Genomic DNA, 25,275 nt, shown 5'->3' with positions numbered 1-25,275 from the left:
GGCAGCGTTCTTTGCGGACTGCTAAATCCGGCGCTTGTAAGGCGGAGGAGAGTTATTAAGTTGATGTGACCATCCTGTCACATTTGCGAGGCGTCCATGGCGTCGGCTTTCCTATCGATTGTCCAGCAAATCATCCGCAAGGGTTCGTTGAAACTTACCCTTGCCAATGGCGAGACTCACGTGATCGGCGACGGCACCGGAGACATGGTGGTCGCCCGGCTTGCCGATCAGGAGGCCGAGGACGCCATCCGGCGCGATCCGACGCTGAAGCTCGGTGAAATGTACATGCAGGGCCGGTTCATTCTCGAACAGGGCAACATCTACGACTTCCTATCGCTGGTGAAGCAGAACACCACCAACGAGATCTTCGACTTCAAGATGGCGGCGCTGCTCGTCGGCCGTATCGCCTGGCAGCAGCTGAAGAGTCGCGTGCCGATCAATCGTAACAAGCACAATGTCGCCCATCATTACGATCTGTCGGCCAAGCTCTTCGATCTTTTCCTCGACGAGGATTGGCAATATTCCTGCGCCTATTTCGAACCGCCGGGTATCGGTCTTGACGAGGCGCAGCTTGCCAAGAAACGCCATATCGCCGCCAAGCTGCTGCTTAGGCCCAACCAGCGGATCCTGGAGATCGGCTCCGGCTGGGGCGGCATGGGCATGTATCTGACGGAGGCGACTGAAGGCGCCGAGTTCACCGGCATTACGCTGAGCGAAGAGCAGCTCAAGGTCTCCCGCGCCCGCGCCGAAAAGCGCGGCCTTTCCGAGCGGGTGCATTTCGAGCTGCAGGACTACCGCACCATGAGCGGGCGAAAGTTCGACCGCATCGTCTCCGTCGGTATGTTCGAGCACGTCGGCATCGGCAATTATGGCAACTTCTTCCGCAAGGTATCGGACCTGCTCGACCACAACGGCGTCATGGTGCTGCATTCGATCGGCCGTCCGAAGCCGAGCTTCGGCACCAATGCCTTCATCGAGAAGTATATTTTCCCCGGTGGCTATATCCCTTCCGTCGGGGAGGTCTTGCCGCCCCTGGAGAAGGCCGGGCTCCTCGTCAGGGACGTCGAAATCCTGCCGATGCATTATGCCTATACCCTGCGCCACTGGCGCGAGCGTTTCGTGGCGCGCAAGGCCGACGCGGTGGCGCTTTACGACGAGCAGTTCTTCCGCATGTGGGAATTTTATCTGGCCGGTTCCGAAATGGGCTTCCGCTGGGATGAGCTGTTCATCCTGCAGATCCAGATCGCCAAGAACCAGTTCACCGTTCCCGACAACCGCAACTATATCGCTGAGAACGAAGCGAAGCTGAAGGAATTCGAGGCGAGGCGGCCACCGCTGGAAAAGGTGACGTTCTGATCCCGCGGCGGCGTTTGTGATGAAAGGGGCTGCGGATGAGCAATGTCTTTCCCGAGATTTACCTGGTCCGCCACGGTGAAACCGAATGGAGCCTGTCCGGGCGCCATACCGGGCGGAGCGATATTCCCCTGACGGCGACCGGTGAAGCCGCCGCTCGAAAACTCGCCGAGCGGCTGGCCGGCCTTTCCTTCTCGCTGGTCTGGTCGAGCCCGTCGCAACGGGCCCGCAAGACCTGCGCGCTCGCCGGCTTCGGAGCGGGCGCGGCGATCCGCGACGATCTAGCCGAATGGGATTACGGCGCCTATGAAGGCGTCACGACGAAGACGATCCTGGCGGAGCGCCCAGGCTGGCAGCTCTTTCGCGACGGTTGCCCGAACGGCGAAACGGCCGCTGACGTCGGTGCCCGCGCCGACACCGTCATCGATGCGCTTCGCCAAGCGGCAGCCCCCATCCTGATCTTTTCCAGTTCGCATTTCCTGCGCGTGCTGGCCGCCCGCTGGCTCGGCCTGCCGCCGCAAGCTGGCGCGCATTTCGTGCTCGATACCGCCAGCATCAGCGTGCTTGGTTATGAGCACGACCTGACCGAACCGGTCATCCGCCGGTGGAACCAGAGATAGGGCGACTATTTGCTGTTTTTCTCGTGCCGACAACGGCACCTTACCAACCTCTCCCGAGTAAAACGGGGAGAGGGGACGTGCCGTGCGAAAGGTTAGCGGGGACGGAGAGGCTGAGGTTTGTTCCCTTCGCCCCGCAGGCGGGGAGAAAGTGCCGGCAGGCGGATGAGGGGCCGCTCTCGCCGGTTTCCTAGGTCTCGATGACGCGCAATCCCCTCGCCGTGGTTAACATCGCGGTAACGACCTCACGATAAATGTAGCCACCGCCGCTCTCCGCGGCTGTGTTTTTGCGTTTTCTGGAGTGCGGACGTGTTTCATCGATCAGTCGTATCGATCTCCCTGGCTATTGCCTGTTCATCCCCGGCATTGGCGCTCGCGCAGGAAAGCGGCCAGCATTTCTGGTCCGGCGACTGGTATCTCAGCGTCGGTATCGCCGGCTTTTCAGCGCCGAAATTCGAAGGCTCACGGCGCTATGAGTTCCGGTTCAGCCCGCTGATTTCGGCCGGGCGGCGGGGCTCGGCTCCGCGCTTTTCCTCGCGCAACGACAATCCGTCCTTCGCCCTCATGGATAATGGTGCTTTCCGCGCCGGCCTCGTCGGCAAATTCGTGCCTTCGCGCGACGAGGGCGACGGTCATGAACTGAAGGGCATGAAGAAGGTCAAATGGGGAGCGGAAGCCGGCGGCTTCGTCGAAGTCTATCCGACCGATTTCCTGCGCGCCCGCGCCGAAGTTCGCCAAGGCATCCGCTCCCATGACGGGGTCGTTGCCGATCTCGCCGTTGATGCCTTCACCGATATCGCCCCCAACCTGCAATTGTCCGGCGGTCCGCGCGCGACATTCGCCACCAGCGGCTATTATGATGCCTATTACGGCGTCAACGCCAAACAGTCGGCGGCAAGCGGGCTTGATCAATACAAGCCGTCGTCGGGCGTCCAGTCCTATGGCGCCGGCGCGGCCCTGACATGGAAGGCGACGGAAAACCTGTCGGCCAGCTCTTTCCTCGAATACAAGCGACTGGCGGGTCCGGCGGCCGACAGCAGCCTCGTGCGGCAGCGCGGCTCGAAGAACCAGGTGCTCATCGGTGTCTCGGCGACCTACAGGTTCAATTTCTCGCTGCAGTGATTTAATGCATGTCGCCCGGAAGTGTGCCGCGGTTCCGGGAAAACGACATGCATAAACAATGAGCCGAAGCGCGGCCATACGAAATCAGATTTAATGCGACACGCTTCTGGCGCGCTGCGATCGCTTCTTGACCGGATCGCCGGCCCGCCGCTAGATGAATGGCATGCAAGATACCGGCGAGTTCCACGATCGCGTCTCCGACGCACCTTCCGATAACTGGGTCTACCGGATCCTGCCGCCATGGCTCTGGCCTTATGCGCAGCTTGCACGCTGGGATCGACCGATCGGCTGGCAGCTCTTGATGTGGCCGTGCTTCTGGTCGGCCACGCTCGCCTCCAATGCGGCGATTGGCCAGGGGCTCTATTCCGGCAGCCTGCTGGTGTCCCACCTTTTCCTCTATTTCATCGGCGCCGTCGCCATGCGCGGCGCCGGCTGCACCTATAACGATCTCGTCGACCACGAGATCGATATGGAAGTGGCCCGCACCCGCTCGCGTCCGCTGCCCTCCGGCCGCGTCACCCGCGCCCGCGCCAAGATCTTCATCGGCATTCAGGCGCTGGTCGGCCTCTTCGTGCTCTTGCAGTTCAACTGGTTCACCGTCTTTCTCGGCCTCCTCTCGCTCGGCATCGTCGCGCTTTATCCCTATGCCAAGCGCTTCACCGACTGGCCGCAATTCTATCTCGGCCTTGCCTTTTCCTGGGGCGCGCTGATGGGCTGGGCCGGCATTCTGGGCGGCCTCTCCTTTGCCGCCATCCTGCTCTACGCCGCCTCCGTTGCCTGGACGATCGGTTACGACACGATCTATGCGCATCAGGACAAGGAGGATGACGAGCTGATCGGCGTGCGCTCCACCGCGCGCCTCTTCGGTGATAAGACGAGGCAATGGCTGATCGGCCTTTATGGGCTGACGCTGTTGCTGATGTTTGCGGCCTTCGCGCTCGCCGGCGCCAATCTCATCGCCTTTATTGCCTTGTTCGGCGCGGCCGGCATGTTCGCTTGGCAGATTGTCCGGCTCGATATCAACGATCCCGCCCAGTGCCTGGCGCTCTTCAAGTCGAACAACCGCGTCGGCCTGACCATCTTCCTCGGCCTGTTCTTTTCGCTGCTCTTCGCCCTTCCTTGAGGGCAATGACCCGTAACACGAAAAACCCGGCACAAGCGCCGGGTTTCGAAATTTTCCGAGATATTACCGCCGAAATGGCGCTGTCGCGATTTCGGTCAGTTGCGGGCGATGATTTCCTTGCCTTCGATCTTCATGGCGACGCCCAGCTGCCCGGTGGTGCGACGCACGAGGAAGCGCGGACGGCGATTGGCGAAGTAGGAATGACGGCGGCGCGGCTTGAGGTCACTGGTGCGCAGCGCCCCGATATGCTCTTCGAGCGGCCGGGCGACGCCATCGGCCTCGACCATCAGCATCGGAATGCGGAAGGCCTCCGACCAGCTGCGCCAGTCGGCGGCGATGTCGCTGAGATCATGGGCGACGAGCAGCGGAATGCAGAGTTCCGGATCCGCATGGTGAAGCTCGAGTGTGACGGTGACCTCGCCGTCGCCATGGTCGATGGCGCGGGCGGCGACACCCTTGAAGACGCGCCTCGGCAGGGCAATCGAGAGTGGCAGGCCGCTGGAGGGAAGGACTTTCCGCAGGACCGCGCCGCGTTCGTCGATCGTGATGCTGACGTCATCCGAACAATCATGGATGGCGTAGCTGACCTGCTGCGGAAAGCGGGACGGATCGAGACGCAGCGTCGTGTCAGCCCAAGCGGGCTTCAAAACGGGATTGTTCATTTCATTCTACCCTTGTCTTACCTGAGAGCCGGTTTTCGGTCTTCTCCTCGGGACTTTTCGTCCTCTATGTCCGACAATAGGCGGCCCCCCTTCCGTACAGCTTAAAAATTGCGGTTAAGAAAACTTTGCCTCCCCTGATGGTTATCAAAACCGAATCCGGCAGGGTTTCCGGAAGGTGAACGGCCCGCTGCCCTGAAATGGCGCAGTCCAAAGGTAAGTCTCGGGTAAGTTTTGCGTGGCAAAATGGGCTCACCAGCAGTTTGTCGTTCTTTAGAGATTTTGCCGAAAAGGGCGCTTTTGATGATCACGGCCTCCCTCGCTTACACGATCCTGTCGAAGGACATGACGTCGAGCTTGAACAAGGTCGCCTCGCAGGCGACGGTCAAGAAGGATGCCCAGTACTACGCGGACAATATCAACAAGGTCAAAGACGTCGACGACTTTCTCGGCGATTACAAGCTCTACAGCTACGCGATGAAGGCCTACGGCCTTGAGGACATGACCTATGCCAAGGCCTTCATGAAGAAGGTGCTCGAGAGCGATCTGACCGACCCGAACAGCTACGCCAACAAGCTTTCCGATACGCGCTACCGCGAATTCGCCGCCGCCTTCAATTTCAACGCACCCGACAAGGACGTTCAGACCGATGCTCAGGAGGACGAGCTCATCGGCCTCTACAAGCAGTCCTTCGTCGATGCCGACAAGGTGTCTGCCACCGAGAGCACATATTACAGCAACAATATCGACAGTGTGCAGACCGTCGACGACCTGGTCAACAACACCCGGATGCGCACCTATGTGCTGAAGGCCTTCAAGATCGATCCCACCTATGCCTCAAAGGATTTCCTGCGGCAGGTGCTGACGAGCGACCTCAGCGACCCGACAAGCGTCGTCAACACCCAGGGCGGCGACAAATACAAGGCGCTTGCCGCCCAGTTCAGCTTCAATGCCGATGGTACGGTCAACGGCAGCGCCCAGACCGCGACGCAGAAGGCGTCGATCATCGAGACCTATACGCTGAACAACCAGTCTGTGATCATCGACAATTCCGTCGGTTCCGATGTCGTCTATGTCAGCAAGACGGCGGCCGAATACAATCAGGCCTATTACACCGCCAAGATCGGCACGATCACCAACGTCGACGATCTCGTCGCCGACAGCCGACTGACCTCCTATATCAAGACCGCCTACAGCATGGGCGCCGATTTCACCGCGCCGGCGCTGCGCATGGTGTTGACCGACCCCGGTTATGCCCAGCTGATGGGCTTTACCGACGTCTATAACGCCTTCAATTTCAAGGCCGACGGCACGACATCGACAACGGCGCGTGCCCAGACGATCGACCAGTCGAACAAGCTGAAGGACGCGGCGGCAAGCACCGCCAATTATTATAGCGTGACTTCGCGGTCGAGCAGCATCACCAATGTCGACGACCTGCTCGCCGACAGCGTTCTGGCGCGCTATATCAAGGATGCCTACGGCCTCGGCACCAGCTTCAGCAATGCCGAGCTGAAGAGCATTCTGACGGACTCGACCTATGCCGCCGCCCAGGGGAAAGCCGGGCTCAATGCCGACTTCAACTTCAATGCGGACGGCTCGATCAACGGTTCGGTGATCCAGACCGACGCACAGCGCAAGTCGACCACCGACAAATCGGCGGCGAACGCAGCGCACTTCAACGCCATGATCGGCAATATCACCAATGTCGACGACATCATGTCCGATCCCGTCGCCGTCAGCTATCTCAGAACCAGCATGCAGATCGCCGACAGCGTTTCCGACGCAACGCTGAGGAGCTTCCTCGTCGATCCCGCGGCTGCCAGCGCCCAGGGCTATAGCGACGTCCACGATCTCTTCAATTTCAAAACGGACGGCTCGGTCGCGACCCTCTATGCCACGCAGAGTGCGGCGCAAAGCGCCAGCACGGCAAGCAAGGCCGACGATGCCGCCGTCTATTACCAGGCAACGATCGCCGGCATCTCCAATGTCGACCAGCTGCTAAGCGACCGCCGGCTGAACAATTTCATCCGCAACGCCTACGGCATCCCGTCGACCGTCAGCGATGTCGATCTGCGCGCTATCCTGACCGATCAGAGCGGCACCGGCACCTATGCCGACGTCGCCGCCGCCTTCAACTTCAAGGCGGACGGTTCGCTCGAGGATGGCATGGCGGCACAGACATCCGCCCAGATCACCAACACGAAAATTGCCGCCACGGCGCGCACGGACGACTATTCCGCCCGCATGGCGACGATCGCCAATGTCGATGATCTCATCGCCGATCCTGCCATCACCAACTTCCTGAAGAGCACCTACAATCTGCCGTTCGATATCACGGACGCCGATCTCAAGAGCATCCTGACCGATGCGACCGCCGCTGCCGCGGCCGGCTATTCCGACCTCAATGCCGATTTCAACTTTGCCGCCGACGGATCGCTTCCCGTCGTCAGCTCGATCCAGACCGCAGATCAGGCGCAGACCACCAACGACAACTACATGGCGCGCTATGACGACGAGCGCGACGAGGCGATCGAAGAAGTTGCCGACAATTACAAGAGCATGATGGCCGACAGCACGAGCCTGCTCGATTTCTCCGAGATCAACAGCGTCAACGACTTCCTGCGCACCAATCGAACGGCAGATTTCAAGAAGAGCAACGACAATCTGCCGGATCTCTATCATGTCGCGCTGCAGGCCTACGGCTTGACCGATCAGGACGTGCCGCGCTCGATGATGCGTAAAATCCTGACGAGCGATGCCTATGATCCGGACGGCTATATCGCCTCGCTGAAGGACGAGCGCATCACCAACCTGGCGCGCGCCTTCAACTTCGGCCCCGACGGCAAGCCGGCGGCGCCCCTCCAGGCGCTGCCGGACGCGACCATGGCCAAATACGCCACGGACTACAAGGCGCATGTAACCATGCTGCTGAAGGCTGGGCCGGTAAAGGACAAGGCATCGAAGGACGCAACGGCCGAGGTGGATTATTTCGCCAAGGGTATGGCGAAAGTGCAGTCGCTCGACGATTTCCTCGATGATAGCCGCCTGACCGATCTGGTGTTGAAGGCGAACAACCTCGACCCGAAGGATTACGACAAGGCGACGCTGAAGAAGATCTTCACCTCCGATCCCGACGACAAGAAGAGCTACCTCAACACCAAGGCCGATGCGCGCTTCAAGGATATCGTCGCCGCCTTCAACTTCGACAAGGACGGCAATCTGACCCGTGCCAAGATAGGCTCCATCCAGAACAAGGCGGCCGAGGAGAATACCCAGGAGCTCTACCTGCAGCAGACGCTGGAGACCCAGGAGGGCGAAAGCAACGACGGTGTGCGTCTGGCGCTCTACTTCAGTCGCAAGGCCTCCAGCATCACCTCGCTCTATTCGATCCTCGGCGACAAGGCGCTCTATCAGGTCATCACCACGGCCTACAGCCTGCCGTCACAGATGTCGAGCATGGATGTCGCCAAGCAGGCCGATCTCCTCAACCGCTTCGTCAAGCTCGAGGATCTCCAGGATCCGAAGAAGGTCGACAAGCTGCTGCGGCGCTTCACCGCGATGTACGACGTCCAGAACAGCACCCAGCAGTCGCCGGCGCTGCAGATCCTAACCGGCGGCGGCACGCAGCAGGCTTAAGGTGGTTCAGGCAGGAGCGCGCACAGCGGCGCGGGTGGCGGGCCCTCACCGTAACCTTACCGGGGGTGAGCCACTCGTCTCGCCCACGGCGGTGAAGCCGGCGCACCCGCTTCGTTTGGCGAAAAGCTAATCCCATACTCCGTCATCCCAGGCCTTGAAGCCTGGGATGACGGAGTGTGAGGTCGACGGAAGAGCCAATCAGGGCGCTCGACAACGGTCCGTGCCCGCAGACGGACGAGGGACAATTCCCTGACTGCCGCCGCTCACGCCTCGAGACTGACGACCTTTCCCGGGTTCATGATATTGGCCGGATCGAAAGCCCGCTTGATGCGGCGCATCAGTTCGATCTCGATCGCCGGGCGGATCGCCGCCAGTTCGTCGCGCTTCAGCTGGCCGATGCCGTGTTCGGCCGAAATCGAGCCGCCATGGGCGAGCACCAGCTCATGCACGATATGGTTCATTTCGCGCCAGCGGGCGATGAAGGCGGCCTTGTCGGCGCCGATCGGCTGGGAAATATTGTAATGAATATTTCCGTCGCCCATATGGCCGAAGGCGCAGATGCGCGCGCCCGGCATGGCCGCTATGACGGCTCTTTCCGCTTCGGCCATGAAATGCGGGATCTTCGACACCGGCACGGACACGTCGTGCTTGATCGAGCCGCCTTCCGGCTTCTGGGCGTCCGACATGCTCTCGCGCATATGCCAGATCGCCTTCTGCTGGGCGACCGATGAGGCGATCGCGGCGTCCAGCACCAGACCGGCCTCGAAGCCCTGCTCCAGCACGCCATTCATCATCCGCTCCGCCGTTTCGGCTGAATCCGATGTCGAAATGTCGATCAGCACGTACCAGGGGTAAGCCGCTTGCAGCGGATCGCGGACGCCGTCGATGTGGCGCGTGGTGATCTCGACGCCGAAGCGCGGCATCAGCTCGAAACCGGTCAGCGATGTGCCGCAGAGGCTGGCGGCAAGATTGAAAAGCGCAAGCGCATCCTCGACCGAATTGAGGCCGGCGAACGCAACCTGGTGGCCGAGCGGCTGGGGAAACAGCTTCAGCACCGCCCCGGTGATGATGCCGAGCGTGCCTTCGGCGCCGATGAAGAGATCGCGCAGGTCATAGCCGGTATTGTCCTTCTTCAGGCGGCGCAGGCCATCCCAGATCTCGCCGGTCGGCAGCACCACTTCGAGGCCGAGGCAGAGCTGGCGCATATTGCCATAGGCAAGCACGGCCGTGCCGCCGGCATTGGTGGAGAGATTGCCGCCGATGCGGCAGGAGCCCTCCGAGCCGAGCGACAGCGGAAAGAGCCTTCCATGCGCCTCGGCCGCCTTCTGCACATCGGCAAGGATGGCGCCGCCATCGGCGACCAGCACATTCGCCACCGGGTCGACGTCGCGGATCCTCGTCATGCGTTCGAGCGACAGGATGATGTCGGCCTGGCCGGTGCGCGGCGTCTGGCCGCCGACGAGGCCGGTATTGCCGGTCTGCGGCACGATCGCCGTTCCGGTCTCGGTCGCAAGCTTCATGATCTCGGAGACTTCCTCGACCGAACTTGGCTTCAGCAGGAGAGGTGAGGAGCCATGATAGAGCCCGCGGTTTTCGATCAGATGCGGCGCCAGATCGGCGTCATCGCGCAGCGCATATTTTTCGCCGACGATTGCGGCGAAACGGTCGAGAAGATCGGTGGAAATGCCGGCGCTGTTCATCTGGTCGATCCTCTATCGCTTCTATCAGGTCAGTCAGTCGCGGGGCGCGGCGGCCCTTTGCAGCCGGTCGTTGATGGCTTCGCCGAGTCCGTCGTCCGGAATGGGCGAAAAGGCGATGCTCGACACCCCGCAGGCATCGGCTCGCTTCATGTAGTCGAACAGATTGGCCGCCGCTTCCGCCAGATCGCCGCGCGGGCTGAGGTCGAGGGCGATGCGTGCCTGGCGCGCGCCTTCGACCGCCGCACCGCCGAAGACGATCAGCGCTTCGCCGGGTTCCACCGCCATCGCATTGAGGCGCACGCTGGCGCCCGGCGCATAATGCGAGGCGAGCATGCCGGGCGCCTCGATTGCCGCCGATGCCTTTTTCGCGCGCAGCAGCGGCTGGCCCGCCACGCGCTCGATCTCGCGCGCCGCCAGCCCGCCGGGCCGAAGCAGCCGTAGCCGGCCACCCTCCGCCTTGACGATTGTCGATTCGACGCCGACCGCGCTCGGTCCCGCGTCGAGGATCAACGGGATTCTCGCCCCGAGATCGGCTTCGACATGGGCCGCACTGGTCGCGCTGATGGCGCCTGAGGTGTTGGCGCTGGGAGCTGCGAGCGGCCGTCCGAAGGCGCCGATCAGGGTGCCGGCGAAGCCCTTGGGCACGCGCACGCCGACGCTGTCGAGGCCGGCGGTCGCCAACGCGTGGATCGGGCTTTCAGCCTTCAGCGGCAGTACGAGCGTCAGCGGGCCGGGCCAGAAGGCTTCGGCGAGCGCCCGCGAGACGGGGTCGAACTCGGCATGCTGTTCGGCCATCTCGAGATCGGCCATATGGCAGATCAGCGGATTGAAGCGCGGCCGACCCTTGGTTTCGTAAATGCGGGTGATGGCGGTCGGATTGGTGGCGTCGGCCGCAAGGCCATAGACCGTCTCTGTCGGCATGGCGATGGCAAAACCTTGGGAAAGAGCGGCACAGGCCGCTTCGAGCGCCGCCTGCCTGTCTGCCCTGATGTCGATGATGCGTGCCATATGCTGCCCGTGTCTGGTTCCGGCAGTCATTAGGCTTTCCGCGGCCGGCGATCAATCGCCTTGTTGGCTCACAGTTGGCGGATGATTTCGCGCAGCTGTTCGTTGCGGGCGCCGAGCAGCAGGATGTTTCGGATCGCCGCCTGCGGATCGTGGGTGCGAAAGAGCAGCCCATTGCCGCGCACCGAGCGGTCGATGGTCATCTTTTCGGCGGAATCCTCCCCAGGCTTGATCGCGACGGCGAAATACATCCGGGAATAGCCGACGTCGATCCGTTCGAAGAAATTGTCGTTGTCGCCGATATCGGAATAGAAATTGGAGATGTAGAAGGCCCAGCTCACCTCTTCATAATGGGCGAATTTGGTGCGCGCCGCGGTGACGTGGCAATAGCCGAGATGCGGGCTGTCCTGCAGCGTCCGGTGAAAGATCATCTTCGGAAACTGGATCGAGTGGTGGAAGCCGTTGATGTGCTGATGCGTCTTCTCGCCGGCCGCCTCCAGCTTGCGGCCGGTCTTTGCGGCGACCTCGTCATGGGTGAGGTAGCGCCTTTCCTCGGCCAGCCAGTGCCGCCGTTCGCGGGGGATGCGGCCGGTGCGCAGGAATTCGGAATGCGCGGCGACCAGTTGCCGCTCCTGCGGCCGGATTACTTCTTTCGCGTCGAAATAGCGGAGTCTGGCCATGGTTTACGTGCTTCGTCGGTCTGAGGTCGACAGCAGGATAAGAGCGTATGCTTAAAGCGGTATTAAGAGGCGACCGGCGCATCGGCGGAAGCCGGCGATGTCGTAAATGCGACAATCACCAATATCGGGGAGCCGCCCTCTTTGCCAATCCGGTCTTTACGCAATGTCGCAATTGACGATAATTGCCTGCAGAGTCCGACATCGGGTCGATCGCGAGGGGCTGTGTCGAAGCCTCGGCGCATCCTGTCGTCAATTTCGAAGCCGATGTCGCATTACAACCAAGCGGCAGGAATGCCAGGTGATTAAATGGCGTCATGAACAATTCTCCCGCAGGAGAAGGAAGCAGGCGCGCTTCCATAGCCTTCCGCTTGAAGGCGCGGCAGCCGGTGCACGAGGACATGAAGATGGATATTCGCAGCAACGTATTACGTCAGCTCAAGAACCGCCGCGAGGGCTTCAGCCTCGAACAGCCGTTCTACACCGACGAGGATTATTTCAAACTCGACATGGAGATGATCTACTATCGCGACTGGCTGTTCATGGGCCATGATTGCGAGTTGCCGAAGCCGGGCGCCTATTTCACCGTCCAGATCGGCTCTTATCCGGTCGTCATCGTCCGTGGCCGTGACAATGTCATCCGCGCCTTCCACAACAGCTGTCGTCATCGCGGCTCGCGCGTCTGCACGAAGGAGCACGGCTCTTCCGTGCGTCTCGTCTGCCCCTATCATCAGTGGACCTACGATCTCGACGGCAAACTTGCCTTTGCCCGTCACATGGGCGACGATTTCGACAAAACCGGCTTCAATCTGAAGCCCGTCCACTGCGAGAGCGTGGCAGGCTATATTTTCATCTGCCTCGCCGACACGGCCCCGGATTTCAAGCCGGTGCGCGACAAGATCGAGCCCTATATGGCGCCGCACCGGATCGGCGAGACCAAGATCGCGTTCCAGAGCACGATCATCGAGAAGGGCAACTGGAAGCTCGTCTGGGAAAACAATCGCGAGTGCTACCACTGCGCCGCCAATCACCCGGAACTCTGCCGCACCTATCCGGAAGCGCCGAGCGTCACCGGCACGGACGGCGGCGCCGACGATCCGGAGATCGCCGGCCATTGGGCGCGCTGCGAGGCCGCCGGCCTGCCGAGCAAGTTCCAGATCTCGCCGGACGGTCAGTTCCGCACCGCCCGCATGCCGCTGATCGAGGACGCCGAAAGCTACACTATGTCCGGCAAGCCCGCCGTGCAGCGCCGGATATCCGACGACATCTCGATCAATCGTATAGGCACGATGCTGCTCTTCCACTATCCGACGACGTGGAACCATCTGCTCGGCGACCACGCCATCTCCTTCCGGGTGCTGCCGCTCAACGCCAACGAGACGGCGGTGACGACCAAGTGGCTCGTCCACAAGGACGCGGTGGAGGGCGTGGATTACAATCTCGAGGAACTGACCCACGTCTGGACCGAGACCAACGACCAGGACCGCCGGATCGTCGAGGAAAATGCCTTCGGCATCCACTCGCCCGCCTATGAGCCCGGCCCCTATTCCGCCCTGCACGAGGGCGGCGTCATGCAGTTCCTCGAGTGGTATTCGAACTTCATGGTGAACCGCCTGCAGGGCGACCAGGCGAAAATCTCCGCCGTCGCTTGACCTCTGTCGGTTGAGCGGGCCAAGCTCTACTCATCCGGAAGCTGCCGATTCCGGCGGCTTTTGGAACCATTCTCGCTCGTAAGCGTTGCAGGGCAAGCAGTGATCGCTGTTGAATGGGAGAGAGAAATGATCGGGCTGAGAAACAGGATGGTAACCGCGGTGCTGGCCGGTGCTATCGTTTTGACGAGCTTCGTGCCGTCGCAGGCAATCCAGATGCCGGCCGCGCCGCAGGTGGGAAAATCCTCGGCTGTCGAGAATGTCCAGTACTATTACCGACGTGACTATTACCGGCCCGGCTATCGCCCCGGCGCCTATTACCGGCCCGGCTGGTATGGCGGCTATCGCGGCTATTCCTACTATCGCCCCGGCTACCGCCACTATAACGGCTACTGGTATCCGCTCGCCGCCTTCGGCGCCGGCGCGGTCATTGCGGCTCCGCGCTACGCCGCGCCCGCGCCGCGCATGGGTTCGGCTCACGTCGCCTGGTGCGCGAACCGCTACCGGTCTTACCGCGCCTACGACAACACCTTCCAGCCTTATGACGGCCCGCGCCAGCAGTGCTATTCCCCGTATTGATAGGTGCCGATGCTACCCCTGACCCTCTCCCCATGAAAACGGGGAGAGGGGACGTGTCGAAGCTGGGGAGCAGTAACGAGACGGCGGTGGCATGAAGAAGCCCGTGAACCCATTTCATCGTCGGCTGCGATACTCAGTGAACGACGGTGATCACCGAAATGCCTGCCTCCTTGGCAGCACGAATCAGCGCTTCTCTCGCGTCCTCGGCCGGAAGGACCCCATGGATCGCATCGCGGCACGCCATAACAGCCGTAAGATATTCTTCGCCGTCGTCGAACGGCCAGCAAGCCGTCAGCATCTGGGCCGCCTCCCAAAGGCTCGCGATAAGCTTGTATTTTTCTGGCCCGTTCACAACGAGCATCAGCGGGCTGAATTCTCCAGGTGTGTGCCACTTCATGACATCAGGCCTCCCCACAGTGAACATATTAGTAACCGTGCAAGAACCGTTCCGGGCGAGGTGGTGGCATAAGCCAGTTGATCACTCTGCCACCGCCGAGGCAGAAATCAGATGAACGAAGCGTCGCAATGCTGACAGTGGCCGCGTCCCACATGACGCGATAGGCGCAATGTCGCGCCATCCGCTGCGTCGGCGGCGAATTTGACAAGAATGTTAACCCAACCTCCGTCATCCCAGGCCTTGAGCCTGGGATCCATGGCCACTGCGGACCAGGGCAGCGTGGATCCTCGGGTCAAGCCCGAGATGACGGAGCGTTGGATGAGCTCTGTGGCAAGTACCGCAACGTTTGATGGTATAGAAGCGACTGCGCCTCCCGACAGTCACGTCTAACTCTCACCCTCAAAGAATATTCACCCGCCGCAGCAGCCACCAGGCAAACGCAATCGAGGCGATGATCAGGATGACGGCGTATTCCGTGCCGTAATCGCCGACGGCGAAGGGCAGGTTGGCGGTGTTCATGCCGAAGAAACCCGTCACCAGCGTCGGCGGCAGCAGGAAGGCGGTCATGATCGACAGCAGATAGAGGTGGCGGTTGGTCTCGGAGGATTGTTTGGAATCGATTTCTTCGTGCAGCAGGCGGGCCCGGTCCTGCAGCGCGTAGACATCGTGGTCCACCGTTTCCAGCCGGCTCGTCAGCCGCCGCGCCACGTCCTCGAAGCCGAAGGGCATTTCATCGTCATCGGCCGCCGCCGCGCGGCGCATCAGCGCCAGCACCGTGCGCAGATGCCGGTGCAGCCGGACCACGGTTCGCCGCACCGGCGCGAGCCGCCGGCGCTCGTCGCGCGGCGCATTGTCGTAGACGATATCCTCGATCTGGTTCAGCTCTTCGGTGAGCTCGATGACGATCGCAATCAGCGTGCGCTGGAACTCGATCACCAGCAGCTCGAACAGATCGACCGGCCGCGAGAATTTGCCCGGGTTCTTCTCGATCAGTGTGCGCGCCCGTTCGACGCTGCGCAGCGGCTGCAGCCTTGTGGTGATGATGAAGCGATCCGACATGGCGAAATGCAGCCAGCCGAGATTGTTGGTGTCCTGGTCGAAATCGCGCTGGCAATCGACGAGCGTGCCGTAGAGCATCTGCTCGTCGACGGTCAGCGCCGCATGCGTGTCATGCGTCGTCAACGCCGATTTCGCGTCTTCGGTCAGTCCGTCAAGCGTCTCGAGCAGGGCAGGTACACGGGCATCGACGAGGTTGAGATGCAGCCAGTAGAAGCAGTTCTCGGCGGTCAGATCCGCCACCGTCGCGGTGTTGGTCAGCCGCACCGCCGTCTTTTCATCCGGCGAGAAACGATAGGCCCAGACGAAACCGGGTATGTTGACGGGCAATGTATCCATTGGTCGCCGTTCCTTTGCGAGGGCGATAGATTGTCTTCAGTTCTCCATGCCGTCCATGGGCGCCGCTGTGCAAGAGGAAAGCACCGCGCCAGTGGAATTATCGCATCGCGCGGTATGAATCAAAATTGACGTTTACGTAAAAATCAACTAGCCCTTGCCGGGGAGGGCTTTGCATGCGGTGCAGGTACCCCACGGAGGAGGAAGCAATGTACAAGGCGCCCGTCGAGGAAATCGCGTTCACATTGAAGCATGTAGCCGGCATGAGCGAGGTGATGTCGAATGGTCTTTTCGGCGATCTCGGCGAGGATCTCGTCGACGCCATCCTGGCCGAGGCGGGACGTTTTGCCACAGAGGAAGTGGCGCCTCTCGCTGAAATCGGCGACCGCCAGGGCGCCCGCCTGATTGACGGCGAGGTCCGGCTGCCGGATGGCTGGCGTGACCTCTACCGCAACTGGATCGCCGGCGGGTGGAACGGCCTGACGGCGCCTGAAGCTTTCGGCGGCCAGGCTCTGCCCGATATGCTGAATGTCGCAGCGCTCGAAATGTGGAATTCCGGATCCATGGCTTTTGCGCTGGCTCCGACGCTGACGATGGGTGCGATCGAGGCGGTCAGCACCCATGGCAGCGCGGCGCTGAAAGAGAAATATCTGGCAAAGATGGTGTCGGGCGAATGGACCGGCACCATGAACCTGACCGAGCCGCATGCCGGCTCTGATCTCGGCGTCCTGAAAGCCCGCGCCGAACGCAGGCCCGACGGCAGCTATCGCATATCAGGCCAGAAGATCTTCATCACCTGGGGTGAACACGACGCGGCCGACAACATCATCCACCTGGTGCTGGCGCGGCTGCCGGATGCGCCGGCCGGCACGCGCGGCATCTCGCTCTTCCTGGTGCCGAAGTTTCTGGTGAACGACGACGGCTCGCTCGGGACCCGCAACGATCTCTTCTGCCATGCGCTGGAGCACAAGCTCGGCATCCATGGCTCGCCGACCTGCACGATGATTTATGGCGACGGCCGGTTCGGCGACGAAAAGGGGGCGATCGGCTGGCTGGTCGGCGAGGAGAACAAGGGGCTCGCCTGCATGTTCACGATGATGAACAATGCCCGCCTGGCGGTCGGCATGCAGGGGGTGGCGATCGCCGAGGCCGCCACTCAGAAGGCTATCGCCTATGCCGGCGAACGCACACAGGGCAAGGCCCCGGGCTGGTCGGCCGCCGGCATGAGCCCGATCATTGAACATCCTGACGTCGCCCGCATGCTTCTCACAATGAAGGCGCTGACCCAGGGCTCGCGCGCCATCTCCTATGCCTGCGCCCATGCGATCGACATGTCCCGCCGGGCAGGCGACGGCCGCCACTGGCAGGAGCGTGCCGCGCTGTTGACGCCGATCGCCAAGTCGTTTTCAACCGATGCCGGCGTCGAGGTCGCCTCGCTCGGCATCCAGGTGCATGGCGGCATGGGCTTCATCGAGGAGACCGGTGCGGCCCGTTATCTCCGCGACGCCCGTATCGCGCCGATCTACGAGGGCACCAACGGCATCCAGGCGATCGATCTCGTCACCCGCAAGCTGCCGCTTTCCGGCGGCGATCAGGTAAAAGGCTTCATCGCCGAGTTGAAGGGGATCGCCGACGGTGTCCGCCGCTCGAATCTCGATGGTTTCGGCGAGACAGCCGCGCGGCTCGATGCAGCCATCGCCGACCTTGAGCAGGCCACGGCCTGGCTTCTGGAGGCGCTGGCAGACGACAGAACCGCGGAAGCGCTCGCCGGCGCCACGCCCTATCAGCGCCTGTTCGGGCTGGTGCTCACCGGCTGTTATCTCGCCAAGGGGGGCCTGGCCGTGAGCGGCGACGGCAAAGCCGAGGGCCGAATCGCGCTCTGCCGCTTTGCCGCCGAAAACCTGCTCGCCGAGACCGCAGCCCTTCGCGACCGGGTCGTCAATGGCGCGGCAAGCCTTGCCGCCGCCCGCATTCTGCTTGTCTGAGGAAAACTCCATGACCGATCACATCATCGTCGAGCAGCCTTCCGCCCATCCCGGCGTCCAGCTCATCCGCTTCAACCGGCCGGAAAAGAAGAATGCGTTCACGCGGGCGATGTACCGCACCATGACCGATGCGCTGAATGGCGCCAATGCGGACGCGAAGATAAGGGTGACGGTGTTCCTCGGCACCGATGGCAGCTTTTCGGCCGGCAACGACATCGCCGATTTTCTGGCCGCCGCAACGGGCGGCGGCATGGGAGAGGAGCTGATCGATTTTCTCTACGCGCTCGTCAGATCCGAAAAGCCGCTGGTCTCCGGGGTCGACGGCCTGGCGATCGGCATCGGTACGACCCTCAACCTGCATTGCGACCTGACGATCGCTTCCGACCGCAGCCAGTTCCGCACGCCCTTCGTCGATCTGGCGCTGGTGCCGGAAGCGGCGTCCAGCCTGATTGCTCCGCGCATCATGGGACACCAGCGGGCTTTTGCCATGCTCGCCGCCGGAGAGACCTTCAGCGCCGAGGACGCACGGGAAGCCGGGCTTGTCTGGAAGGTGACGACGCCGGAAGAGGTTGAAAGCCAGACGCTGGCTGCTGCCGCAAAGCTTGCCGCCAAGCCGCCCGAGGCGCTGCGCATCGCCCGTGAGCTCGTCCGCGGCCCGCGCGAGGAAATTATCGCCCGCATCGATGAAGAGGCTCGCCATTTCTCAGCCCGGCTGAAAAGTGCAGAGGCGCGGGCCGCCTTCAAAGCTTTTATGCGACGTTGAGCCCCTATAATCTAACGGTTCTTGATGAGATTTTAAGCTCCTTTTAAGTATAAGCTAAATAACTAGAGCGCGACGGATTCCTCGGCCGTCCGGGCGCATGATGTGCTTGACCCCCTTGTTCAAATTCATCCAACGGTTGCCGCCGCCCATTTGGCAGCGTGCTTAACCGTTGCGCCCCCGAATCTATTTGAAGGAGTGCATGGCATGACAAAGAAGACCAATCTGATGACGCGCATCCTGGTTGCAGCGTCTATCGTGGTTCTAGCCGCTTTCGCCGCCTTTTCCTATTATATCGATTACGTTCAGCGTAGCGTGACCACCTCTTCAATCGAAGCGAATATCAAATCCTCGGGCGAGCAGGCTGCCCACAGCCTTGCCAACTGGATGAATGGGCGCGTCATCCTGACCGCCATGGTAGGCGATGCTGTCGGTAAGGCGGTCGATCGCGACAGCGTGCGCAAAGTCCTGCAGAATGACGTGCTCGTCACTCAGTTTGTCAGCACCTATTTCGGCGATGAGCAGGGCGTCTTCACATCGTGGCCCGACCTGCCGCTGCCGGCGGGTTACGATCCGCGCAAGCGCCCCTGGTATCAGGATGCCGTCAAGGCAAATGCTCCCGTGCTGACTGAACCCTATACCGATGCATCCAGCGGCAATCTAATCATCAGCACCGCGGTCCCGGTTTCCCGCGACGGCAAGCTTGCCGGTGTTGCCGCCAGCGACTTCTCGCTGGAAACCATGGTCAAGATGATCAAGGAGATCAATCTTGGCGGGCAGGGAGAGGCTTTCCTCGTTAATAGCAGCGGCCAAATTCTCATCCACCCCGATGCAAAGCTGGTGACGAAGACATTGGCCGATGCCTTTCCGACGGTCACCCCCTCGATCGGCGGCAGCCTCACAGAGACCGAATTTACCGGCAAACCGGTGCTCGTGTCCTTCGTACCCGTCGAGGGTCTTCCGACTGTAAAGTGGTATCTCGGCTTCGTGGTCGACAGCGACAAAGCCTTCGCCACGCTCAACCAGTTCCGCATCGCGGCCTTCGTCGCCACGTTTCTGGCCGTCGGCATCATGATTGCCGCCATGGCATGGCTGTTGCACGGCCTCGTCATCCGTCCGATCACGGCGATGACCGCCGCCATGCAGAAGATTGCCGGCGGAGATCTTTCCGCCGCCATTCCGGGCGAGGAACGCCATGACCAGATCGGCTCGATGGCGGAGACCGTTGCCGTGTTCAAGGCCAATGCCATCGACCGGGAGCGCCTGGAAAGCGAGGCTGAGCAGGGTCGCTCGCTGACGGAACGCGAGCGCCGGGAACGCGAAGCGCAGAAAACGCGTGAGGCCGCGGAGATCCGTGAGGCCGTCGATGCGCTTGCTGGCGCGCTCGGAGCACTTTCCGAAGGCAATCTTGCCCATCGCATCGATACGCCTTTTGCCTCCCACCTCGATCGCTTGCGCAGCGACTACAACACCTCGGTCGCCAAGCTGGACGCTGCCCTCCAGGCCGTCGGCAGCAATGCCCACGCAATTGACGCTGGAGCGACGGAAATCCGTACCGCCGCGGACGGTCTTGCCCGCCGCACCGAACAGCAGGCCGCCTCCGTCGAGGAAACGGCTGCCGCTCTGGAAGAGATCACCACGACCGTCAAGGATACCGCTCGCCGCGCCGAAGAGGCCGGCAGTCTGGTTGGCCGCACACGCAACGACGCCGAACATTCGGGCGAGATCGTCAGCAAGGCCGTCGATGCCATGACCGGCATCCAACAGTCCTCGGAGAAGATCTCAAGCATCATCGGCGTTATCGATGATATTGCCTTCCAGACAAACCTGCTGGCTCTCAACGCTGGCGTCGAAGCCGCACGCGCTGGTGAAGCCGGCAAGGGTTTTGCCGTCGTTGCCCAGGAAGTGCGCGAACTGGCCCAGCGTTCGGCCCAGGCCGCCAAGGAAATCGAAGGCCTGATCACGACTTCGAATGCTCAGGTTCGTTCAGGCGTCACACTCGTCGGCGATACCGGCAAGGCGCTCCAGTCGATTGTTACGCAGGTGCAGGAAATCAGCCGCCATGTCGAGGCGATTGTGATCGCCACGCGTGAACAGTCGACAGGCCTCGCCGAGATCAACACTGCCGTCAACACAATGGATCAGGGCACCCAGCAAAATGCAGCCATGGTCGAGGAACAGACGGCCGCCAGCCATGGTCTTGCCCAGGAGGCCGCGAAACTGATGCGGCTTCTGGCGCAGTTCAGACTCGGCGCTCAGGAAGCGTTGGCTGTCCGCCGCGCAGCTTGACAAAGGTTATCATCGGAGATGCCCGCGCTCGCCGCGGGCGTTTCCGATTGCCGAATGACGCCGGTTACTTCTCCAGCGTCGCCACCACCTCGACATGCGAGGTCCACAGGAACTGATCGATCGGCGTCACCCCGGTGATGCGGTAGCCGCCCTCGACGAGGATCGCCAGATCGCGCGCCAGCGTCAGCGGATTGCAGCTGACCGCGGCGATCTTCTTCACCGCCGATCGGGCCAGCTCCTTGCACTGGAACTCCGCGCCGGCGCGCGGCGGGTCGAAGACGACGGCGTCATAGGGCTTCAGCTCCTGCGTCATCAGCGGACGGCGGAAGAGATCGCGCTTTTCGATCGTCACCGGCTTCAACCCCTGGGTATTGCGGGCGGCCTGGTCGAGGGCTGCGAGCGCCTTCGCCTCGGCCTCGACCGCATGGACGCGGCCGATCCGTGCCAGCCTCAGCGAAAACGTGCCGGCGCCGGCAAAGAGATCGGCAATCCGCTTGGCTTTGCCGACATGAGCGAGCACCAGCTTCGCCATCGCCTCTTCCGCCGGCTTGGTCGCCTGGGCAAAGCCGCCAGCCGGCGGCGAAACCTCGACACCGCCGAATTCGACGATCGGCTTGGCCGGCTCGACGAGGATTTCGCCGTTCAGCGTCACGCGGGCGATGCCGCGCAAGGCCAGCACGGTCTCGATCGCCTTGCGCCGCTGCGGGTCGGAGAGTTTCCTGATCTCGTCGACTGCGAGATCGAGGCCGGAGAGCGTTTCGAGCACCGCCACCCGGAAGGGTTCGGCATTGGTCGCGAGCGAGGCGGCGATCGCCTTGATCGCCGGCAGCCGGGCGACGATCCCGGCCGACGAGATCGGACATTCCTCGATCGCGACGATATGATGGCTTTCGGCCTGGTTGAAGCCGATCAGCATATCCTTCTCGGTCTTGCGCGCCGCAAACACCACGCGCCGGCGCTCGCCCGGCCGGGCCGGAACGATCTCGCCGACCTCAGGCGTCAACCCCTTGGATCTCAGCGCATCGACGACCAGCTGGCGCTTGAAGGCGCGGTAGGGGGCATCCGCCAGATGCTGCAGTGTGCAGCCGCCGCAGGTGCCGTTGACGCCATCCGGGCCGAAATGCCGGCAAGGCGGCTCCTGCCGGTCGGGTGAGGGCGCCGCGATCGACATGATCGTGCCATGGCTTTTGACACGGGCGATCGCCACTGTTTCCCCCGGTAGGGAAAAAGGTACGTAGACCGGCCCCTCGGCCTGGTTTGCAATGCCATCGCCCTGGGCGCCGAGTTTCTCGATCGTGACGGTTTCGGTGCTCACGCTTTCAATCCTGCCAGAAGGTATTCCCGATTGCCGTCGCCGCCTGGTATCGGCGAGGGGATGAGGCCGAGGCTCTTCCAGCCCATGTCCTCGGTGAACCAGCGCTCCAGCTCGGAGGCAACCGCGGGAGCAGAGGAGGGTTCTTTCAAAAGCCCGCCCTTGCCGATCGCCTCGCGCCCGGCCTCGAACTGCGGCTTGACGAGCAGCACGGCAACGGCGCCCGGCGCGGCGAGATCAAGCGCCGGCGCCAGCGCCAGCTTCAGCGAGATGAAGGAGACGTCGGAGACGATGAAGGTGGCGGGCTCGCCGATATCGTCGGCGCTGAGACTGCGGGCGTTGAGGCCCTCGCGGTTCGTCACCCGCGGATCGGCCGAGATCCGCGGATGCATCTGCCCATGCCCGACATCGATGGCGGTGACATGCGCAGCACCCCGCTGCAGCAGCACCTCGGTGAAACCGCCGGTGGAAGCGCCGATATCGAGACAGTGATGGCCGGCAGGATCGAGCCGGAAATGGTCGAGAGCGGCGGCGAGCTTCAATGCGGCGCGTGAGACGTAAGCCTGTGCCGGGTCGTGGATCTCGATCTCGGCATCGTCGCCGAAGAGCGCGCCGGCCTTGGTTACAAGCTGGCCGCCGATCCTGACGGTGCCGCGCTGCACGGCGTCGCGCGCCCGCGAGCGGCTGGCAAAGAGGCCGCGGGAGACGAGAAGCTGGTCGAGGCGTTGGCTGTTCTGAGCTGACATCGGCTGTGAATGACCGGCAAAGCCGTCGGTTGCAAGCATTTTATTCCCTGCGGATTGCCGGGCAATTCCTGAGGTGCGCAATTTAAGCAAATTTAAAGTCTGCCCGCATAGGGTCGGCACGATTACAGCGGTTGGTTCAAACCGCTTGGCGCCATGAAGGCGCAGGCGTCTTCCGCCGATCATGTTTCCGATTCCCAGTCTCTGCGGTTGCGCCTTGTGCGCGGCCGTCTCTCGCCGCGTCGACTGTCGCCAGGAGAAATTCATCGATGTCTGCCAAAAATATATCCTTGAACGGGAAGCTTGCGGCCACGTTCGCAGCCCTCATTCTGATCTTCGTGTCCGTTTCGGCTTTCGTCTATTCGAAGGCGACGGCGTCGGCGGCCGCCTCCGCCGAGCAGGAAAAATCGGAGCTGCTCGTCAATCAGATCGATGATGCGCTGCAGGCCATGCTCGAGCAGGCGGTCAACCTGCGCGGCTTCATTCTCTTCCGCAGCGACAGCACCTATGGCGACGTCTTCGCCAATCGCGAGCGCATGCTGAAGGCGATCGCCGCCGCCAGGCAGACGGCGGCGGGCGAGCCGCAACTGGTCGAGATGATCGACGGCATGCAGAAGGCCGCCGACCTCTATTTCCATGAACTTGCCGAACCGCAGACCAAGGCGCGCAAGGAAACCGACATGCCGATCGAAGAGGTCGTCAAGATCGGCGTCAACGCCACCAAGGGTCAGCTCGATGGTTTCCGCCAGGCGTCCGCCAAGATCAAGGCCACCGCCCGCGAAAAGTCGAATGCGCTCGCCGCGATCCGGGCCGATGCCAACAGCGATCTGACGACGACGCTGCTGGCCGGGGGCATCGTCGCCTCGCTTGCCGCCACCCTTCTTGCCTGGCTGATGTCGCGCACCATCGTCCGCCCGGTCGTCGGCATGACCGCCGCCATGGATCGTCTCGCCGGCGGTCAGAACGACATCGAAGTCCCGGCCGTCGAACGCGGCGACGAAATCGGCCGCATGGCCCAGTCGGTTCTCGTCTTCAAGCAGGCGGCGATCGAGAAGCTGCGTCTTGCCGGTGAAACCGACCGCATGCGCGACGATGCAGAGCGCCAGCGCCAGGCAAGCGATGAGCAGAAGGCGCGCGAGGAGGGCGAGCTCCGCTACGCCGTCGACGCTTTGGCCGGTGGCCTGGCCGGCCTTGCCGTCGGCGATGTCGCCGCCCGCATCCAGACGCCCTTCGCATCGCAATATGACAGCCTGCGCAACGACTTCAATAATGCCGTGGAAAAGCTTCAGGCGGCACTCCAGTCGGTCGGCCGCAATGCCTCGGCCATCAATGCCGGCGCCGGCGAGATCCGCTCGGCCGCCGACGATCTTGCCCATCGCACCGAGCAGCAAGCCGCCGCGGTCGAAGAGACCGCCGCAGCGCTCGAGCAGGTGACGACGACGGTGCGCGACAGCGCCAAGCGCGCCGAGGATGTCGGCAATCTCGTCGAGCGCACCCGCCTCGGCGCCGAAAAATCAGGTGATGTCGTCCGCAAGGCGGTCTCGGCAATGCAGCAGATCGAAAAGTCCTCGGGCGAAATCTCCAACATCATCGGTGTCATCGACGACATCGCCTTCCAGACCAACCTCCTGGCGCTGAACGCTGGCGTCGAGGCCGCACGCGCCGGTGAGGCAGGCAAGGGCTTTGCCGTCGTTGCCCAGGAAGTGCGCGAACTGGCGCAGCGTTCCGCCAAGGCTGCAAAGGAAATCAAGGACCTGATCACCAATTCCGGCACCCATGTCCAGACCGGCGTCACGCTGGTCGGCGAAACCGGCAAGGCGCTGGAAGCGATCGTCGCCGAGGTGCAGGAGATCAACCGCAACGTCAACGCGATCGTCACCGCCACGCGCGAACAGTCGATCGGGCTGCAGGAGATCAACACCGCCGTCAACAACATGGATCAGGGCACGCAGCAGAATGCGGCGATGGTCGAGCAGCAGACCGCTGCAAGCCATGCGCTTGCCCAGGAAGCAAGCGCCCTGGACGAGCTGCTGCGCCAGTTCAAGCTCGGAACCGAGCCTGCCGCTTCGGCCCAGAGGACGGCAGTCGCGACACCTGCCTCCCGCCCGGTCGCCTCTCCGGCCCGCGCCCTTGCCAGCCAGGTCACCAAGGCCTTCGCCGGGCGCCAGGCAACCGCCGCAGCTGCGGTGCAGGAGGAGTGGACGGAGTTCTGAGAGCGCTCAGAGTGGGATGCTAGATGAAGAGGGCGGTGCAGTGATGCGTCGCCCTTTTTCG

At 62.4% G+C, this 25,275-nt stretch carries 19 protein-coding genes; 11 read left to right on the top strand and 8 right to left on the bottom strand.

Translation table 11 applies throughout. The features are described 5' to 3' along the window. Positions 1 to 96 precede the first annotated feature (96 nt). The 4 genes from J7U39_RS15435 (at position 97) to ubiA (ending at position 4,215) form a co-directional block, all read left to right on the top strand. On the top strand, positions 97 to 1,356 hold the full coding sequence (locus tag J7U39_RS15435; RefSeq protein WP_210628978.1) for a cyclopropane-fatty-acyl-phospholipid synthase family protein: 1,260 nt from the start codon (positions 97 to 99) through the stop codon (positions 1,354 to 1,356). 35 nt (positions 1,357 to 1,391) lie between these two features. After that, the gene (locus J7U39_RS15430; RefSeq protein WP_210628977.1) at positions 1,392 to 1,973 is read left to right on the top strand and encodes a histidine phosphatase family protein; all 582 of its coding nucleotides are present in this window, start codon (positions 1,392 to 1,394) and stop codon (positions 1,971 to 1,973) included. A 306-nt stretch (positions 1,974 to 2,279) separates the two neighbouring features. Continuing rightward, complete coding sequence (locus J7U39_RS15425) at positions 2,280 to 3,092, top strand: MipA/OmpV family protein (RefSeq protein WP_210628976.1); 813 nt, start codon at positions 2,280 to 2,282, stop codon at positions 3,090 to 3,092. Positions 3,093 to 3,255: 163 nt separating this feature from the next. Then, complete coding sequence (gene ubiA / locus J7U39_RS15420) at positions 3,256 to 4,215, top strand: 4-hydroxybenzoate octaprenyltransferase (protein WP_210628975.1); 960 nt, start codon at positions 3,256 to 3,258, stop codon at positions 4,213 to 4,215. A gap of 95 nt (positions 4,216 to 4,310) precedes the next feature. On the opposite strand, the gene J7U39_RS15415 is transcribed toward ubiA, so the two are convergent. Beyond that, positions 4,311 to 4,877 carry a DUF6101 family protein gene (locus tag J7U39_RS15415; RefSeq protein ID WP_210628974.1) on the bottom strand — a complete coding sequence of 189 codons (567 nt, stop codon included), beginning with the start codon at positions 4,875 to 4,877 and terminating at the stop codon, positions 4,311 to 4,313. Positions 4,878 to 5,177: 300 nt separating this feature from the next. Here J7U39_RS15415 and J7U39_RS15410 point away from each other — a divergent pair, with 300 nt between their 5' ends. Then, on the top strand, positions 5,178 to 8,513 hold the full coding sequence (locus tag J7U39_RS15410) for a DUF1217 domain-containing protein (protein WP_210628973.1): 3,336 nt from the start codon (positions 5,178 to 5,180) through the stop codon (positions 8,511 to 8,513). A 263-nt stretch (positions 8,514 to 8,776) separates the two neighbouring features. Here the strand turns inward: J7U39_RS15410 and J7U39_RS15405 are convergent, their stop codons facing one another. The 3 genes from J7U39_RS15405 to J7U39_RS15395 all read right to left on the bottom strand — a co-directional run bounded on the left by J7U39_RS15405 (position 8,777) and on the right by J7U39_RS15395 (position 11,898). Then, complete coding sequence (locus J7U39_RS15405; protein WP_210628972.1) at positions 8,777 to 10,213, bottom strand: FAD-binding oxidoreductase; 1,437 nt, start codon at positions 10,211 to 10,213, stop codon at positions 8,777 to 8,779. 33 nt (positions 10,214 to 10,246) lie between these two features. Beyond that, complete coding sequence (locus J7U39_RS15400; protein WP_210631688.1) at positions 10,247 to 11,221, bottom strand: L-threonylcarbamoyladenylate synthase; 975 nt, start codon at positions 11,219 to 11,221, stop codon at positions 10,247 to 10,249. 68 nt (positions 11,222 to 11,289) lie between these two features. Beyond that, positions 11,290 to 11,898 carry a DUF6656 family protein gene (locus J7U39_RS15395; RefSeq protein WP_210628971.1) on the bottom strand — a complete coding sequence of 203 codons (609 nt, stop codon included), beginning with the start codon at positions 11,896 to 11,898 and terminating at the stop codon, positions 11,290 to 11,292. A 404-nt stretch (positions 11,899 to 12,302) separates the two neighbouring features. Here J7U39_RS15395 and J7U39_RS15390 point away from each other — a divergent pair, with 404 nt between their 5' ends. After that, on the top strand, positions 12,303 to 13,547 hold the full coding sequence (locus tag J7U39_RS15390) for an aromatic ring-hydroxylating dioxygenase subunit alpha (RefSeq protein ID WP_210628970.1): 1,245 nt from the start codon (positions 12,303 to 12,305) through the stop codon (positions 13,545 to 13,547). Between the two features lie 126 nt (positions 13,548 to 13,673). Beyond that, positions 13,674 to 14,123: a BA14K family protein gene (locus J7U39_RS15385; protein ID WP_210628969.1), complete on the top strand. Its 450-nt coding sequence runs from the start codon at positions 13,674 to 13,676 to the stop codon at positions 14,121 to 14,123. Positions 14,124 to 14,256: 133 nt separating this feature from the next. Here J7U39_RS15385 and J7U39_RS15380 read toward each other — a convergent pair whose 3' ends face one another. Together J7U39_RS15380 and J7U39_RS15375 are read right to left on the bottom strand one after the other, a co-directional pair. Beyond that, the gene (locus J7U39_RS15380; protein WP_210628968.1) at positions 14,257 to 14,520 is read right to left on the bottom strand and encodes a DUF982 domain-containing protein; all 264 of its coding nucleotides are present in this window, start codon (positions 14,518 to 14,520) and stop codon (positions 14,257 to 14,259) included. Positions 14,521 to 14,919: 399 nt separating this feature from the next. Beyond that, positions 14,920 to 15,915 carry a transporter gene (locus J7U39_RS15375; RefSeq protein WP_210628967.1) on the bottom strand — a complete coding sequence of 332 codons (996 nt, stop codon included), beginning with the start codon at positions 15,913 to 15,915 and terminating at the stop codon, positions 14,920 to 14,922. Positions 15,916 to 16,121: 206 nt separating this feature from the next. Between J7U39_RS15375 and J7U39_RS15370 the strand changes: the two genes are divergently transcribed. The 3 genes from J7U39_RS15370 to J7U39_RS15360 all read left to right on the top strand — a co-directional run bounded on the left by J7U39_RS15370 (position 16,122) and on the right by J7U39_RS15360 (position 20,946). Further along, entirely contained in the window at positions 16,122 to 17,897 is a 1,776-nt protein-coding gene (locus J7U39_RS15370) for an acyl-CoA dehydrogenase (protein ID WP_210628966.1), read from the top strand. Between the two features lie 10 nt (positions 17,898 to 17,907). Next, positions 17,908 to 18,660, top strand: coding sequence for a crotonase/enoyl-CoA hydratase family protein (locus J7U39_RS15365; protein ID WP_210628965.1), 753 nt, complete (start codon positions 17,908 to 17,910; stop codon positions 18,658 to 18,660). A 204-nt stretch (positions 18,661 to 18,864) separates the two neighbouring features. Then, positions 18,865 to 20,946 carry a methyl-accepting chemotaxis protein gene (locus tag J7U39_RS15360; RefSeq protein WP_210628964.1) on the top strand — a complete coding sequence of 694 codons (2,082 nt, stop codon included), beginning with the start codon at positions 18,865 to 18,867 and terminating at the stop codon, positions 20,944 to 20,946. 64 nt (positions 20,947 to 21,010) lie between these two features. On the opposite strand, the gene J7U39_RS15355 is transcribed toward J7U39_RS15360, so the two are convergent. Together J7U39_RS15355 and J7U39_RS15350 are read right to left on the bottom strand one after the other, a co-directional pair. Then, positions 21,011 to 22,261, bottom strand: coding sequence for a class I SAM-dependent RNA methyltransferase (locus J7U39_RS15355; RefSeq protein WP_210628963.1), 1,251 nt, complete (start codon positions 22,259 to 22,261; stop codon positions 21,011 to 21,013). After that, positions 22,258 to 23,043, bottom strand: coding sequence for a TlyA family RNA methyltransferase (locus J7U39_RS15350; protein WP_210628962.1), 786 nt, complete (start codon positions 23,041 to 23,043; stop codon positions 22,258 to 22,260). Before J7U39_RS15350 ends, J7U39_RS15355 begins: the two co-directional genes overlap by 4 nt. Positions 23,044 to 23,270: 227 nt before the next feature. On the opposite strand from J7U39_RS15350, the gene J7U39_RS15345 reads away from it, so the two are divergent. Continuing rightward, the gene (locus J7U39_RS15345; protein ID WP_210628961.1) at positions 23,271 to 25,214 is read left to right on the top strand and encodes a methyl-accepting chemotaxis protein; all 1,944 of its coding nucleotides are present in this window, start codon (positions 23,271 to 23,273) and stop codon (positions 25,212 to 25,214) included. Positions 25,215 to 25,275 lie beyond the last annotated feature (61 nt).

It is taken from the genome of Rhizobium sp. NLR16a, from assembly GCF_017948245.1.
GTDB lineage: Bacteria > Pseudomonadota > Alphaproteobacteria > Rhizobiales > Rhizobiaceae > Rhizobium.
The sequence above is the reverse complement of the archived record's forward strand: the minus strand, read 5'-3'. Positions and strand labels throughout refer to the sequence as shown.

What these genes read in the sequence shown, in the direction of transcription:
- J7U39_RS15435 (WP_210628978.1), top strand. Translation starts at nt 97, where the DNA reads ATGGCGTCGGCTTTCCTATCGATTGTCCAGCAAATCATCCGCAAGGGT.
- J7U39_RS15430 (WP_210628977.1), top strand. Translation starts at nt 1,392, where the DNA reads ATGAGCAATGTCTTTCCCGAGATTTACCTGGTCCGCCACGGTGAAACC.
- ubiA (WP_210628975.1), top strand. Translation starts at nt 3,256, where the DNA reads ATGCAAGATACCGGCGAGTTCCACGATCGCGTCTCCGACGCACCTTCC.
- J7U39_RS15415 (WP_210628974.1), bottom strand. Translation starts at nt 4,877, where the DNA reads ATGAACAATCCCGTTTTGAAGCCCGCTTGGGCTGACACGACGCTGCGT.
- J7U39_RS15410 (WP_210628973.1), top strand. Translation starts at nt 5,178, where the DNA reads ATGATCACGGCCTCCCTCGCTTACACGATCCTGTCGAAGGACATGACG.
- J7U39_RS15405 (WP_210628972.1), bottom strand. Translation starts at nt 10,213, where the DNA reads ATGAACAGCGCCGGCATTTCCACCGATCTTCTCGACCGTTTCGCCGCA.
- J7U39_RS15400 (WP_210631688.1), bottom strand. Translation starts at nt 11,221, where the DNA reads ATGGCACGCATCATCGACATCAGGGCAGACAGGCAGGCGGCGCTCGAA.
- J7U39_RS15395 (WP_210628971.1), bottom strand. Translation starts at nt 11,898, where the DNA reads ATGGCCAGACTCCGCTATTTCGACGCGAAAGAAGTAATCCGGCCGCAG.
- J7U39_RS15390 (WP_210628970.1), top strand. Translation starts at nt 12,303, where the DNA reads ATGGATATTCGCAGCAACGTATTACGTCAGCTCAAGAACCGCCGCGAG.
- J7U39_RS15385 (WP_210628969.1), top strand. Translation starts at nt 13,674, where the DNA reads ATGATCGGGCTGAGAAACAGGATGGTAACCGCGGTGCTGGCCGGTGCT.
- J7U39_RS15380 (WP_210628968.1), bottom strand. Translation starts at nt 14,520, where the DNA reads ATGAAGTGGCACACACCTGGAGAATTCAGCCCGCTGATGCTCGTTGTG.
- J7U39_RS15375 (WP_210628967.1), bottom strand. Translation starts at nt 15,915, where the DNA reads ATGGATACATTGCCCGTCAACATACCCGGTTTCGTCTGGGCCTATCGT.
- J7U39_RS15370 (WP_210628966.1), top strand. Translation starts at nt 16,122, where the DNA reads ATGTACAAGGCGCCCGTCGAGGAAATCGCGTTCACATTGAAGCATGTA.
- J7U39_RS15365 (WP_210628965.1), top strand. Translation starts at nt 17,908, where the DNA reads ATGACCGATCACATCATCGTCGAGCAGCCTTCCGCCCATCCCGGCGTC.
- J7U39_RS15360 (WP_210628964.1), top strand. Translation starts at nt 18,865, where the DNA reads ATGACAAAGAAGACCAATCTGATGACGCGCATCCTGGTTGCAGCGTCT.
- J7U39_RS15350 (WP_210628962.1), bottom strand. Translation starts at nt 23,043, where the DNA reads ATGCTTGCAACCGACGGCTTTGCCGGTCATTCACAGCCGATGTCAGCT.
- J7U39_RS15345 (WP_210628961.1), top strand. Translation starts at nt 23,271, where the DNA reads ATGTCTGCCAAAAATATATCCTTGAACGGGAAGCTTGCGGCCACGTTC.